The sequence below is a fragment of the Pseudomonas entomophila genome, from assembly GCF_029478665.1.
GTDB lineage: Bacteria > Pseudomonadota > Gammaproteobacteria > Pseudomonadales > Pseudomonadaceae > Aquipseudomonas > Aquipseudomonas entomophila_F.
Map to the genome: position 1 here is coordinate 31,995 of NZ_JARPQB010000024.1, position 13,239 is coordinate 45,233.

At 58.3% G+C, this 13,239-nt stretch carries 14 protein-coding genes and 1 pseudogene; 1 reads left to right on the forward strand and 14 read right to left on the reverse strand.

Going from position 1 to position 13,239, the window contains the following annotated elements:
• Position 1: 1 nt before the first annotated feature.
• Both P5705_RS14005 and P5705_RS14010 read right to left on the reverse strand, forming a co-directional pair.
• The gene (locus tag P5705_RS14005) at positions 2-541 is read right to left on the reverse strand and encodes a (2Fe-2S)-binding protein (protein ID WP_240062945.1); all 540 of its coding nucleotides are present in this window, start codon (positions 539-541) and stop codon (positions 2-4) included.
• Positions 534-3,365, reverse strand: coding sequence for a xanthine dehydrogenase family protein molybdopterin-binding subunit (locus P5705_RS14010; protein WP_277461415.1), 2,832 nt, complete (start codon positions 3,363-3,365; stop codon positions 534-536). The genes P5705_RS14005 and P5705_RS14010 overlap by 8 nt, the downstream gene beginning before the upstream one ends.
• An 830-nt stretch (positions 3,366-4,195) precedes the next feature.
• On the opposite strand from P5705_RS14010, the gene P5705_RS14015 reads away from it, so the two are divergent.
• Entirely contained in the window at positions 4,196-5,884 is a 1,689-nt protein-coding gene (locus P5705_RS14015; RefSeq protein WP_277461416.1) for a hypothetical protein, read from the forward strand.
• A gap of 232 nt (positions 5,885-6,116) precedes the next feature.
• Here the strand turns inward: P5705_RS14015 and tnpC are convergent.
• From tnpC to sctF, 12 genes and pseudogenes are all read right to left on the reverse strand, one after another.
• Positions 6,117-6,936 (reverse strand): annotated as a pseudogene (gene tnpC, locus P5705_RS26405) (IS66 family transposase); the annotation flags it as partial.
• A gap of 87 nt (positions 6,937-7,023) precedes the next feature.
• A complete protein-coding gene (locus P5705_RS14025; protein WP_277461417.1) occupies positions 7,024-7,407 on the reverse strand; it encodes a hypothetical protein in 384 nt (127 codons plus the stop codon).
• A gap of 109 nt (positions 7,408-7,516) precedes the next feature.
• Positions 7,517-7,906, reverse strand: coding sequence for a CesT family type III secretion system chaperone (locus tag P5705_RS14030; protein ID WP_277461418.1), 390 nt, complete (start codon positions 7,904-7,906; stop codon positions 7,517-7,519).
• 510 nt (positions 7,907-8,416) lie between these two features.
• Positions 8,417-9,163: a DUF1460 domain-containing protein gene (locus P5705_RS14035; RefSeq protein ID WP_277461419.1), complete on the reverse strand. Its 747-nt coding sequence runs from the start codon at positions 9,161-9,163 to the stop codon at positions 8,417-8,419.
• Positions 9,164-9,242: 79 nt separating this feature from the next.
• The gene (locus P5705_RS14040; RefSeq protein WP_277461420.1) at positions 9,243-9,524 is read right to left on the reverse strand and encodes a hypothetical protein; all 282 of its coding nucleotides are present in this window, start codon (positions 9,522-9,524) and stop codon (positions 9,243-9,245) included.
• A gap of 374 nt (positions 9,525-9,898) precedes the next feature.
• Complete coding sequence (locus P5705_RS14045; protein ID WP_277461421.1) at positions 9,899-10,561, reverse strand: HrpE/YscL family type III secretion apparatus protein; 663 nt, start codon at positions 10,559-10,561, stop codon at positions 9,899-9,901.
• Positions 10,507-11,121, reverse strand: coding sequence for a SctK family type III secretion system sorting platform protein (locus P5705_RS14050; RefSeq protein WP_277461422.1), 615 nt, complete (start codon positions 11,119-11,121; stop codon positions 10,507-10,509). Before P5705_RS14050 ends, P5705_RS14045 begins: the two co-directional genes overlap by 55 nt.
• Positions 11,122-11,132: 11 nt before the next feature.
• The gene (gene sctJ, locus P5705_RS14055; RefSeq protein ID WP_431196946.1) at positions 11,133-11,879 is read right to left on the reverse strand and encodes a type III secretion system inner membrane ring lipoprotein SctJ; all 747 of its coding nucleotides are present in this window, start codon (positions 11,877-11,879) and stop codon (positions 11,133-11,135) included.
• On the reverse strand, positions 11,876-12,217 hold the full coding sequence (gene sctI / locus P5705_RS14060; RefSeq protein ID WP_277461424.1) for a type III secretion system inner rod subunit SctI: 342 nt from the start codon (positions 12,215-12,217) through the stop codon (positions 11,876-11,878). Before sctI ends, sctJ begins: the two co-directional genes overlap by 4 nt.
• Positions 12,218-12,219: 2 nt before the next feature.
• Complete coding sequence (locus tag P5705_RS14065; RefSeq protein ID WP_277461425.1) at positions 12,220-12,573, reverse strand: YopR/YscH family type III secretion effector; 354 nt, start codon at positions 12,571-12,573, stop codon at positions 12,220-12,222.
• A 59-nt stretch (positions 12,574-12,632) separates the two neighbouring features.
• The gene (locus P5705_RS14070; RefSeq protein WP_277461426.1) at positions 12,633-12,980 is read right to left on the reverse strand and encodes a YscG family type III secretion system chaperone; all 348 of its coding nucleotides are present in this window, start codon (positions 12,978-12,980) and stop codon (positions 12,633-12,635) included.
• Position 12,981: 1 nt separating this feature from the next.
• Positions 12,982-13,239, reverse strand: a complete 258-nt coding sequence (gene sctF, locus P5705_RS14075) for a type III secretion system needle filament subunit SctF (protein WP_277461427.1) — start codon at positions 13,237-13,239, stop codon at positions 12,982-12,984.

Consider the following 13,239-nt stretch of genomic DNA (forward strand, 5'->3'; position numbering starts at 1 on the left):
CTCAACCCTCCTTGACCAGGCCGAGGTCGCCCAGCACTTCGCGGGTGGCCTCGTAGTAACGCACGTAGCCGGTGCAACGGCACACGTGGTGGCCGAGGCTGGCCTCGATGGCGTCCTCCAGCTCGCTCTTCTTCAGCGGCTTGCGCTGGGCCTTTTCCACCAGCACCGTGGCGGCGTTGACGAAGCCCGGCGCGCAGTAGCTGCACTGGAAGGCGAAACGGTCGACGAACTTCTGCTGGATCGGGTTCAGCTCGCCGGGATTGCCGGCTTCGTCGAGCTTGGCGTGGCCTTCGATGGTGCGGACCTTCTTGCCCTCGAAGTAATGCGCGCCGGTGATGCAGGTGCGCACTTCCTCGCTGGTGCCGTCGGGGTTGTCGACGATCACCACGCAGGCGTGGCAGATGCCCTGGCCGCAGCCCAGGCGCGAGCCGGTGAGGTTCTGGTATTCGTGCAGGTAGTCGATCATCGCCAGGTCATCGGGGACCACTTCGGTGACGACAGGTTGACCGTTGAGGGTCAGTTGCAGCTTGCGGTCAGCCATTGAGGGCCTCCTTGACTCGGGCGGGGGTGATGGGCAGGTCGCGCACGCGCTTGCCGATGGCGTGGGCCACGGCGTTGCCGATGGCGCCGACCACCGGGATCATCACCACTTCGGCGATGCCTTTGGACGGGTCGGTGGGCGACAGCGGCGGCAGGATCTCCGAGGTCTGTTTCCACACCGCCACATGCCGGGCCATCGGCAGGCGGTAGCGGTTGAAGTTCCAGTCGCCCTCGCCCGGGCCGCCCTCGTACAGCGGCATTTCTTCCAGCAGCGCGTGGCCGATGCCCATGGCGATACCGCCTTCGAGCTGGCCCTTGACCAGTTCCGGCACCAGCACCCGGCCGCACTCGACCCAGCTGTGGTGGTTGAGCACCGTCACTTCGCCGCTGCCCTTGTTCACCTTGACCTCGACGAGGGTCGCCACCGGGCTGTAGTAGGTGACCATGGCGTTGTTCAGCTGGGTGGCCGGGTACTCGGCGTTCTGCCGGTCCAGCAGGTGGAAGCCGTTGCTGTTCATCTGCGCCTTCTTGGCGTTCACCGCGCCGTCGCCGTACTTCACCGCCAGGGCGTCGAGCGGCAGGCGCTCGCGCACGCCATCGATGACGAAGTCGGCCTCGGCCCAGCTCCAGCGGTTGAAGCCGTGCACGCTGACACCGGTGACCAGGCCCATCTCGTGGGCCTTTTTCGCAAGCTCCGCGAACGGAATCGGCGCCAGTCCGTTGCCAGTCAGCGCGCCGTTGACCCACACCGCGTTCTCGCGGCGCACCACCAGCGGGTTGGCCTGGCCGCCATATGGGCCTTGGCTCCACAGCGCCATGGCCGCCGGCCACAGGCCGTGGTTGAACAGCACGCGGGCCGCTTCGCGGGTGGCGTGGCTGAAGTAGAACGCCGAGTTGGTCGCCGACGACGGCGAGGCCAGCTTGCCGACCCAGCGCGGGTTGCGCAGCGCGGCGTCCTGCTCGGCCTGGCTGATCAGGTACGGGTTGCCGCTGGTGCTCAGTTGCAGCTCGGGCCACTCGGTCTGGGCGGTCTTCACTTCGTCGGCGACACAACCCAGGAAGTCGCTGACCACCAGGGCCTGGGACGTCGACATGCCGGTGCCCAGTTCGGTGCCGATATGGCGCAGGGTGATACGACCGTCAGCAGTGAACTCGACGGCTGCCATTGGCGCCTCGGAGCCGGTGCCGAAGTCTTTCTGGGTAATGGCGAAGCCTACGCCGTACCAGTTGTCGTGGTCCTTGGCGTCCTCGGCCTGCTTGCGCGCCTGGCGGTTCTTCCACCACTCATGCTCGGCGGCCTTGTCGAGGATTTCGTGCAAGCGCAGGGCACCGGCAGGCACCGCGCCCTGGGTGTTCTTCATGCCCGACTTGAGCGCGTTCTTGCGCCGCAGCTCGATGGCGTCCACGCCCAGGCGGTCGGCGATCTCGTCGACCATCATCTCGGTGGCGGCCATGCTCTGCAGGGTGCCGTAGCCGCGCATGGAGCCGGCCTCGACGCCGCGGGAATGGAAGGCGGTCACCGACAGGTCATTCTGCGGCATGTAGTAGATCGACTGCGCCGCGGTGGCGCCCACGGCGGCCACCGACGGGCTGTAGTTGATGCGCCCGCCGCCGTCGACGGTCATGTCGGCGCGGAAGATCTTGAAGCTCATGTCGCGCTTGTCGACGGCCAGCTGGTAGCGGATGTCGAACGGGTGGCGCTTGATGCCGCTCTGGAACTGCTCGTAGCGGTCGTTGGCCAGGCGGATCGGCACGCCCGCGCCGTATAGGGCGGCGACGGCGGCGTAGAACACGAAGATGTTGTTGTCCTTGGAGCCGTAGCCGACGGTGTAGCCCGGGTGCATGTTCAGGTGCTTCAGGGCGAAGCGCGACGGCTTGATCATGTGCACGCATTCCTGCGCCACTTCGAACGGGCACTGGGTGGCCACGACGAAATGCAGGGTACCGGTGGCCGGGTCGTACCAGCCGTTGCCGTTGTCCGGCTCAAGCGCCGCAGGCTCGATCGACGGGGTTTTGTAGCGTTCGTCGAACAGCAGCCAGTCTTCGGGCGGCTGCTTGAGCTGCTCGTCGATGCGCTGGGCGTAGAACATGCCCTGCTCGGTGAGGGTGCCGTGCTGCTTGGGTTCGGCGGTCCATACCGGTTTGCGGGCGAGGATGGTGGGGAACAGCATGGTGTTCTTCAGGCTCGAGTATTCGTCCTCGTCGAACGGCGTCTTGCCGCCCACGCGCACGAAACGGAAGCTGCCGTAGGGGTCGCGCTGGTACAGCGGCGCTTGTGCGCCGTAGCGGATCGCCTTGTCGTTGAACTGCAGCTTGAGCTTGGCCTTGCGGAAGCGTTCGAAGTCGTTCCAGATCAGGATCGCCACCGGGTGGCCGATGAACATCGGCACCTGGCCGGGCGGCAGCAGCGGGTCTGGCGAATGGGCTTCGGGCCAGGCGATGCCGTCTTTCTTCAGGTCGTCGGCGGTGACGATGCGGTCGGGCTGCAGGTCGGCGCCGAGCAGCGACAGGTCATGGCCTGCGTAGATGCGGTCGGCCTTGGTGGCCTTGAGCAGCAGGGCGTGGCCTTGCTGCTGTGGCCAGCCGGGCATGTCCTTGGCGCGGATGTCGCGGGCGAAGACTTTGTTGCCGCAGACCTTGGACAGCGCGTCGTTACGGAAGCGTGCCTTGCCGTCGTGGTTCATCCACTTTTGCGGCGAGGTGGTGACCTTGTTTTCCATCAGGGCGGCGAAGGCCTGGCTGCCCAGCGGGGCCAGGGTCACGCCGACACCGGCGATCAGCCCGCCTTGCAGGAACGAGCGCCGGGAAATATCACGGTTGGACATGGTTGATCCTCTGGGCGGTCGGGCGCCGCCCATGCTTTGTTCTGGTGCTGTGAGACACGGAGGGCGCGCAATTTCACAAAATCTGACCTTTAAGTCAAGATACACGGCTTGTTACATCTGCTTAAGTCAAGCAGACAACTTGTCGCGGGCTGGGCTGCTGACAGGCTCGAATGCCATGGCTCACGTTTGGCGAAATTTTGCTGAGATGACTTGATGGCGTCGTGTGGAGGCTGGGCTCGGATGCGACCTGGCCAGATAAGGAAGTCGTCGGCGGGGTGGAGACTGCTTGGGAAGACCGATCAGCCCAACAGCGATCTGATCCCGGCGCGCAAACCCTGGGAAACAGGAAGCGTGGTGGCGCAGATACAGGAGATGGGCCGGCTGAGAAGAAGCTGGTTTTTTTGCTCAAGACGTTGATAAAAGCGAGCATGGCAGGGTTCAGTGCGAGCTACTTGCCCGCGATCTAAAAAAAAACAACGGCCAATTATAGATTCGTATCACTCATCGCCTGATAGTTAACACCGACAAACCTGAGCCCACTCTATTGGCGAAGATGCTGCAGACTGATTTACCGATGTGATCGAAAGGCTGGCTACGATCTGACCCTCCGGACCACGCACGTTGCGACACAATAAGGCGCTGACCTGTGTTTCGCAGCAATGATGAAGCCGGCATGGACCTATCGCAAACATACCGAGGCATCTGCTACTTCCCCGAGGGACCCTTCCCTCCAGCCTATTCTGAAAAATGTAGCCACTCAAGCACAACAATAGAAACTTTTATCTATCTTTCAAAAGCTAACAATACCCCACCGACAACAGGAAATCGACATGTCTAACGTAATGACTCTACAGGCCACAGGCGGGTTTCATATAAACCACAACATCAGCGAAACCGCATTTGACAGAATTAAAGAATGCACAAGCGAAAAAGAAGCGGCGCACATTAGCATCTGGCGAAAAATCGCTGATTTGTTTTGCGGGACCGACACAGAAAAAGCCTATCGCCTACTCTACCAGATCACTCACGCGACAGATCATTCAAGTGCACTGAATGCAAATAACAAACTGCAATCCCTATCCAGCGATCCGAGTGTTTTTAAAGTCATTCACAATCCAAGCTCAAGGACTATCACAATCAGAATTTCTGACACAGATGCTTTTACCACCCCGGCAACATACAGCACACTTGGCAACCAAAAAGAACCTCTCTCACCGGACATCGGAAAACCATTAGCGCAAGCCATTGAAAGCCCCCGCCTGAAAGAGGAGCTTAAATGTATATGCGAAAATCTCACCATTGCCCATGAAGCAAACAAAGCCCTCACCAGCTTCAATGATTCCAAGCAACAATTTACGAAAGAGGAGCTCTCTGCCGCAAACGCTTTCATCAGCGCCCAAACCGAAACCCTGGAAGCCTATTTCGCCAAAAATAGCGCTAACACCGAGTGTCGGCTGGCACAAGCCATCCTCGACGAAAGCAACTACCAGGGTTCACTATCCACCCTGCAGAAAGAATCATCTTCAATTCAACATGCAATTCTTAATCTCGAACAATCCATACAAGAAAAAAACAGGGCCAGAGATGATCTTTTAGCCAAAATAAAATATACCAATCTAGAGAAAAGCAATTGCGCCGACCCATCTAACTTTGACTATCTTCTCACCGCAACGCCTAACGGGAAGTTTTTATCCTCACTCTACGGAGTCGACGCGAACGCATCCAACAAGCAATTCATTTCCGCACTTGCCAGCACAAAAAATGAAGTGCTTACCCAACTCCTTGAAGACTATGACAAGGCACTAACTGCCGCAAATGAAGAGTCACACAAGGAAGCTGCAAACCTTGAAAGCATGAAGACAAAAAACACCGAAATCCAGACAGAAATCAGTGATATCGAAAACAATCTGGCAAAAGCAAAACTAACCATTTCTTCGTCAGGTCTGGACAAAACATACGTCAAATCCTTGATCGACAAAAAACACAGCGACAAAATCGCTCATTTAACTCTCGCTACCGAAAACAAAGAAACATGTGATAAACGCTACGAATCAGCCAGAAACACCGAAGCTACTCTTAGCAAAAACCTCACGACCACCCAAAGAGACGCCGCTTACCATCTGACGGAACTAGAAACTTACAAATCAGATGCGGCCGCAAAAAATAATGCCATCAGCACAGATAGCCTGCAGCGAAAACTTGATTTAACCAAAGACATGCTTGCCAGCATTTTTTATAAACACAACCCAGGCATCAGCACGCAATCACTCAACCTCCAAGAAATCAAAACAAAACTAGATACCACCGCCAATGGCAATGAAATCAGATTCGACATCTGCCTAGGTCATGAAAATCAATCTGGCCTGCACGAGTCTGCCAAAAATCACAACGAGGCTTTAGCGTACTTCTCATTCACCGTATCCCTAAGTAACTCCGGCGAAGTTGGTGTCGTTTCCGACCTTTACCATGGTACCGTTCTGCCTAGCGACGCCATCCCCCCAAACAGTATAAAAATTTAATTCAGCAACCCTGGCCATTTTCAGTCTGTCATGATTTTGGCTTGGTGTTCAGCCCCAGAGATACATGGTGCATCCTTTACGCCTCATGCGGGGGATGCATTTTGGAAGGGCTGAGCTTGCCCGGCACTTCATCCACGCAGGCATCCATGAGCGTTGCGATCCTGGGGCGCTTTTCGCGCAACTGATCGTAAGCGCTCCATAAACCCCACCTAACCAACGATGGGCAGCGCACTTAGCTGTGTATTTGAGGTGTGCAATTATTCCACGGCAGTAGCGCTTCGTACACGGCAGGCGTTCCAGTGCGTGGTGCAGCCACGCATAGGGTTCTTGGCCGTTGGCTTTGACCGTTTCTACCAAACTGTAAAGTTGTGCGCCGGCAGTCACCTTTGGGCATGTCACTGAACAACCAGTTCTTTCTCCCGATGACAAACGGGCGGATCGCACGCTTGGCGGCGTTGTTGTTGATCGGCAAGCAGCCGTGCTCGACGTAGCGTTCCAATTTGCTCCAGTTGCTGGCCAAGTAGCCGATGGCCTTGCCCAAGGCATTCTGCGTCGTGACCTGAGGTTGCGCTTTCTCTACCCAGTTTTTCAGCTGAGTCAGCAATGGCAGGCTGCGCTCCATGCGGGCAGCCTTACGATCTTCGTCGTCAGTCCTTCAAGTCGCGCTCGACGCCATAGAGCTTATTGATCAGGTTCAACGCGATGTCAGCGCGTCCTGTTTTGCCCTTGGGCTGTACTTTCTGCGCTTCGACGAACTTGCGCCGCGCATGCGCCCAGCAGCCCAACCGCTCCACGCCGTTCTGTGCGGCCAGTGCGTTGTAACCGGCGTAGTCGTCGATCATGACATAACCGCGATAGCCCTCCAGCAGATGCGTCGGCGCCTTCTGCGCCCGGCTGGTGGCGTAGTCGAAAAGGATCACCGGGCGATCAGGTGGGCCGCCGGTTTGTACCCACATCCAGGATTGGCTGCTGGGCTCACGACCAGGCTCTTTCAACAACTGCACACGGGTTTCATCACAGTGGATGATCCGACTGTTCAACAGGCTTTCGCGCTATACCGACGCTTCGTTTCGAGACACTTCAGCCGCTGGAGCTGCATTAAACGTCTTTAGCGCACTGAAATCGGCGACTTGGGACGGTCATCGCCGGGCATGTTCAAATAAATATCTCTGATGGTCCACCGCGCCAGCCGCGAGCGCCCCAGTCGCATTCATGGCAGCGGCAAAAATATTGCCTTCTCTAACCCAGCCCACTGACGAGCGTAGAAAAGCAGAGGTATTAGAAAGTTCCCCTAGTTCAACCAGCCTGGCATCATTGGTGTAGTCGCGCGCCTTCTTGTCAGACAGCCCTTCCTTGCCCCAGCTGGCCAAATTATTATTGACCCAATGGACCGCATTCGTAAAAGGTTGACGCCCCCATCTTGTTTCTTCAGCCAGGTACTCACGAACGCCTGTAGCCGGTTTAGGGTCGCCAACATTGTAGAAAAGCGAAGCGATAACTTCACTGTGAATTTTATCGAGCATTGTGCAACCTCCGAATAATCATCCGCATCTAAGCGCAATTGTGCAGCACCGATCGACCGTTACCTCGATCGCTTTCTTACCTGTTCACAGAGTTCTCTACCCCGAGTAATTAACAACAAGGCGCATTCAACCCAACCAGCACGGCATCACACTTGTCGGCAAATTCATCGAAAACATCCCGCAACGAATGATGTTTCAAGTCCTCTTCGCTCATTCTTCTCCAGATCACTAATCTCTCGCCCGCCGAGGTGACAGCGAACACGTACTGGCTGGCCACCTCATCGACAAGATTGAGCCTCATCAAACTCAACGCCAAGTCTGCCCGCACTTCACTCAACACCGAACTCATCACCAGATAATCCGTGGGGCACTCTGTCAGCCTGACACTGAACTTTCCATCCACACTGATAGCGAAGTCCAGGTCGCGGGCACTCCCCTCATAGCTCAAGCCGACATGCTCGTGCAGCCGCAACACCTCGGAATAAAATACGGACTTCATGCACATACCTCACATAATCACAGTACCCACTTGCACCTGCGCTCAGCTACCGCGTCCCTAACGTGTCAACATCGCATAACCTGTGGCGCAAACAAAGCGTGTTTTTGACTGAATGAGCCTCGTCTGGCGGAGCACACGTTATTCAAGCGTGCCGCGCGGTCTGGCACCATCATCAGGGGGCACATTTTTTAGGTCGCTCGAGCGCGAGCCAGAAGTTTCACTAACTTCTGGATAATTATCATTTCCCCCGTAATGCTGCTCCAGCCGTATTTAAGCCCTGCCGCGCGGCCAAAATGTAAAAGATACGACGCTAAACTAACCTTATCTCCCTTGGTGCTCCCTAGAAGTCAAGCCTCAGCCAGAACCCAGGCGGGATCAACCAAGCTCCAAAAGCGGCACCCCAACCAAGCGCGGCAAATTCGATAAAGCGGAGATGGGTTATTCGACGTTAGCGTTGCAGCGCCCATGAGGTCGAGCGCCGCCCGCGAAATCTGGCCATCTCATAACACTTCAGATCGGCCGCAGTACCACGATGCCGGGCACCTGTTGTAAAAATTCATTGAAGGGGTAGTCCACCACTTTCATGTTGCCGTGACGCGAGGACGCATTCCGAAATACAGGCCCCTGCGCCGTGCGCAGAAACACCCCGACATGCGAGACATCCAGGCCGGGCAACGCTGTATACACGCCGATGTAATCGCCCTCTTGCAGACGACTCAATGTTTCCTGCGTGATCGCAGTGCCAGGAAGATAACTAATCGCCCGGCTTACCGTGGGCAGTCCTTGAATGAACAATGTCCCGTCTGCCTTGGCATTGAGCTGCTTGACCGAAAGCCGCGTAACAGTGCCCATCTCTTGGGTAACATCGCGCGTGCGCGCCGCCTGCCCGTGCGCCCAATCGCTGAAGAAGTGATGCCGATGCGCGAAATCGACCTTGCCTTCGTCATAGCGGGTCTTCACCAGTTCCCGCACATAATCGGGATAATTGTCAGCCCGGCGCAGGGCCTCCACATTGTCGAGAGAAGTGAAACAATCCAGAGCACGCAGGTCTACCACCAACTGTTCCGGGGTGGTCGCCGAACCGACCAGCGTGCCTGCCTGGTAGGAAGTGCCGAGCAGAGCGGCAGACACGACACCCGCTGAAACCACCGGTTCACCCGTCGCCCGAACGGCCCGTGAACGGTTGAATATCCCATTCAACCTGGCTGCCGTGTACGCATCCACCACCGGTGACTCCGGCGCAGACTCGGCGTTCATGACACAACAACCTTGCATGACCGCAAAAGCGGTAATGGCCAATATTCTCCTCATTCCCACCTCCTGAAACCGATCGCTTTCAAATGACCAGCCCACGCACCCGCAGAGGGCGACGCTGGTGAATACTTTCGCCAGCGTGTTGACCTGACAAACCAGCGGGCCTGCGCTCCGCCATCAACGCTCGCGCGCTGGCCAGGGGCGATGCCATCGCATCGACCACGCACAGTGGAGCATCAGGCGCCGTAGCCTGCCTGAACTGCCCCAGCAACTCCTGGAGGAGTTGATGCTTGTAATCGTTTTCCTCAACAGCCTGCCGAGCTTCGGCCAGCACAACGAGCGTATCGGCGTGTTGTTCTTCCATCTGCATCACCCTGGCACACACATTTCATTTAACTGCGACGCACAGTGACAATCTATCGATGACAGACGCGTTTTTTTAGGGGCTGCATGAACTGCGTCTGCACGCGCCCCTATTGCGTTGAAACGAGGCTCGAAACGCTCTTGTAATCCAGCACACTCCGCCCCCCCTCTTTCACCTTGTCAGGTCTTCGCGCAGACACATTTCATACAGGTCCTACGGATAGTCATGTTGTTTACAGCTAGCGTCCTGGGAAATACGTTCTCTTTTGGCGAGTAGCCTGGGTGTTCGGCCAAGGCGCCGCGACGAGTCATAGCAGGGCTATGGGGAGCGCCAACGCCGGCCGGGCACCCAAGACCCCACCAAAAGTGAACAGCTTATTTCCGAGACAGGACACTAGTGCTACACACCTCTTTCGTGAGCGCGGCTTGCAACGCCTTTAGCTGTGTTTCGATGCTGACATCGACGCTACCGATTTCGCTTTCAAGCACACAGTCACCAAGCTGGGCCAGTGGGTTGGCCACCACATCGATGTGGCCCGTGCCGCCCTCCAGCCGCTCCAGGCCATCACGCACGGCGGCCACCTCTTGAGGATGGACATGCAAGGCCACCCTGGCGCCTTCCCCCAGCAAGGCAAGGCCATCCTGTGTCGCCTTGGCGATTCTTTCGCCCATCGGGTAGTCGGCGATCAGCTTGCGCACAGACTGCAACACCACCTGCGCCACGCGCTCTTCGAACTGCCGGCAGAACGATTGGCATTGCAACAAGGTCTGGTGAATCAGTTCGGCCCGCTCCGCGCTGGCCTCTTCCATACCGACCTGCCATCCCAGCCGCGATTGTTGCTCGTAAGCCTCGCGTGCCTCGATAGCGAGTGCTTGCGTTTGCTCTTGAGCCTGCACCAGCAGCTCGTCGACAGCAATTCGCTGCTGGTAGTCCTGGCTGCGCAGCAGCACCTGGCCGGGCTGGAGGTTGATCTGCCCAGGAATCAATCGAGTAAATGCAAACATGTCGGACTCGTGTGTCTGGCGATCTTGAGGCACAGGATCTGTGCCAGTGGACGTTGCTCGGCAGCCACCTCGAAGGGGGCCGCCACAGGCACTTGCGCGTGGCGTAACTGCAAACGCCTGGCAAAGCCCTGGTCTACTTCGCCAATCGCCTGCAACCAGAAGTCCAGGCCACAGGCAGGCAAATACTCATCAAGGTCGCCGGCAGGCAGCGCGCACTGCCAATCTTCCGGCCAGGTTCCGATGAGCAACGCGTGATGCTCCAGGCAATAGCGGTGCCCCTGCGCACCGATGGCTGCATGCACGCGCCGTAACGAACCTACGTCGACCAATTGACGAATGGCCCGGGCATGCAACATGGCGCCTAGCATGCCGAGTGTGCTCCGCAGTTGCTGCGCCGGAAACAAGGCCACCCCCCCTAGCCTTTGCGGCATTGTGTAGTCCAAGGGCAGTCCCATTTCACTCAGCAACCAGGCATTGACCCTGCCTTCGCACCGCCAGTCCGGCAATGCATGCGCCAAGACCTGCAAAGGGCTCGGCATCCACCCCGGATAAATGTAACGGGCCGGGCAGTAACGTAGCTGGTAGGCGGTCAATGGCTCCTCCATCAGCGCCCCCGTCGGTGGTACCAGAACTGTCCGAGATTGCTCGCCGCCAACAGCACCAGCAACGCGCCGAACATGGCCAGCAGCCGCAGGTACGAATCAGGCGCGACCTTGATGGACAGCAGCGATTCATAACGGGTTGGCGTCCCTGCTTGCCGCAGCTCCGCGGCAGGCACCAACGCCACACTGATGCGGTCGTAGTCCAAGCCTTCGATGCCATTGCTCACCAATTGCTTCATCTGCGGCACATAACGCTCCAGGTGCGCGTCCGCCGCGTGTTTGATGAACACCGCCGCCGAGGCTGGCGTGACCTTGCCGTTTAAGTTGTCGCGCTCCTGCGGCAGCACCACATGGACGCGCGCGACCAGCACCCCGTCAATTTTCGACAAAGTCTGCGACAGTTCCTGCGCCTTGGCGTAAGTCAAGCGCGCCCGCTCCTCCAGTGGCGAGGAGATCAGACTGTCCTTGGGGAAGATGTCCTGTAACGTCGAGAACCGCTCGCGCGGATAACCCTTGCGCTTCAGGGCATCGATCGCCTGGCCGATGGCCTGCTCTTCCACCAGGATCTTGACCTTGCCATCCTTGTCGGCGGCCTTGGCCGTCGAAATGCCTTCCGCGCTCAGCAACGCCAGCATCTCGTTGGCCTCCTGCTCGCTGAGCCCCTGGTACAACTCCACCTTGCAACCGCACAGCACTGCCGTGAGCAGCAACAGTGCACACCAACGCGTTTTTCTCACGGTCGACCTCACTGGGTTTTCATCAGTGTTTCGACGTTCTGGGTCAAACGCCCAACCGTCTTGGCAATCAGCTCCTGCTGCAAGTTAATCTGCGTCAGCGAGTACTGCAGTTGCATCAGTTCGGCGGGGCTGGCCTCGTCCGGCCCCGACAGCTTCGCCAGCAGTTGCTGCTTGGACTCGGAAATCCGCGAAGCCACCGCGCTGACCGAATGCAGCACGTCCACGGGTCCGCCCGCGCCGTTGCCGGCCAGGGCCTGCTCGAACTGACCAACCAATTGCTGGTCCGGCGCCTTGGGCTCGGCAGCGTCGAGCGTCTTGCTGGCGGCTTTCTCAATCGCGTCGATGTTCATGGTCATTGCTCCAAATCCAGAGTGGGGGAACTCGTTTTGATGTCGATCATTAGCGCGTTGCGAGGAACCAGATGCTTCAGTTCGGCACCGATCAGGTCGTTCAGGTAACCCCTGCTCCCTGTTTTGCCGAGCGCGCCCAGCACGTCGTACAACACAGCTTCCCGACGCTTGCTCAACGGGATGAGTTGCCGTAGGTAGTCCTGCATGGACTGGCGATCCTGCTCCAGTCCGTTGCGCGGCGTACCGAAGCGCTCCAGCAGCAAGTGCGCAACGCTTGCGGCCGAGTCGTCGCCGCCCGACTTTGCCGGCTCGATACGCAAGGCCTGCTCGAAGCGTTGTCGATCGGCGTTATCCACACCTGCCACATGGCTCAAACCCGGGGATGACGACAGCCCCGACACGGCCCCCACGCGGCTCACGCGTACACCGCCTGCCGAATACCTTCGGCGAAACGTTGCATGGCCGGATCGGTGCCGCGCGACATTGCCAGCAAGCGCCTCTCCAAGGCCGCGCCCAGCCCCAGGCGCAGCTCGCACAACGCCAGCCAGGGTGAAAGCGACGGCCAGCCGGCCGCGCTTCCCAATGCCAAGGCCTCGTCGCACTTGCCGCTGCCCATGAGGCTGCACAGGTGAATCAGGCTGGCCGCTTCGCCCTGCCCCTCGCAGTCGAGCCAGTCGGCGATCGCTCGTGCCTCGGCATGGTGATGGTGCTCGATGCCGATCAGGGCCAGTTGCGCCAGTTGATTGTTCAGCGAAATGTCCATGTCAGATCTTCTGCAGAATGCTTTGCATGATGTCTTTCATCGAACGGGTGACCGTCGAGTTGATGCTGTAGATCACCGACCATTTGTTGATCTTGTGCTGCATGTCGGCCAGCAACGCAGGGTCGTCGGCGCCCCCCTTGAGGTTCTCGATGGCCTTCTGCACGTCGTCGTTAGCTTTTTTCGCCTGGTCGACCAGCTGTTTGGCTACGTCGTCCAGCGTCTTGGCGTTGCCGTCGAAGAAGTTGATATCGCCTGCCAT

Coding starts and splice junctions, on each gene's coding strand:
- sctF (WP_277461427.1), bottom strand. CDS start 13,239: ATGGCAGGCGATATCAACTTCTTCGACGGCAACGCCAAGACGCTGGAC.
- P5705_RS14015 (WP_277461416.1), top strand. CDS start 4,196: ATGTCTAACGTAATGACTCTACAGGCCACAGGCGGGTTTCATATAAAC.
- P5705_RS14040 (WP_277461420.1), bottom strand. CDS start 9,524: ATGGAAGAACAACACGCCGATACGCTCGTTGTGCTGGCCGAAGCTCGG.
- P5705_RS14005 (WP_240062945.1), bottom strand. CDS start 541: ATGGCTGACCGCAAGCTGCAACTGACCCTCAACGGTCAACCTGTCGTC.
- P5705_RS14010 (WP_277461415.1), bottom strand. CDS start 3,365: ATGTCCAACCGTGATATTTCCCGGCGCTCGTTCCTGCAAGGCGGGCTG.
- P5705_RS14035 (WP_277461419.1), bottom strand. CDS start 9,163: ATGAACGCCGAGTCTGCGCCGGAGTCACCGGTGGTGGATGCGTACACG.
- P5705_RS14025 (WP_277461417.1), bottom strand. CDS start 7,407: ATGCTCGATAAAATTCACAGTGAAGTTATCGCTTCGCTTTTCTACAAT.
- sctI (WP_277461424.1), bottom strand. CDS start 12,217: ATGAACATCGACGCGATTGAGAAAGCCGCCAGCAAGACGCTCGACGCT.
- P5705_RS14030 (WP_277461418.1), bottom strand. CDS start 7,906: ATGAAGTCCGTATTTTATTCCGAGGTGTTGCGGCTGCACGAGCATGTC.
- P5705_RS14070 (WP_277461426.1), bottom strand. CDS start 12,980: ATGGACATTTCGCTGAACAATCAACTGGCGCAACTGGCCCTGATCGGC.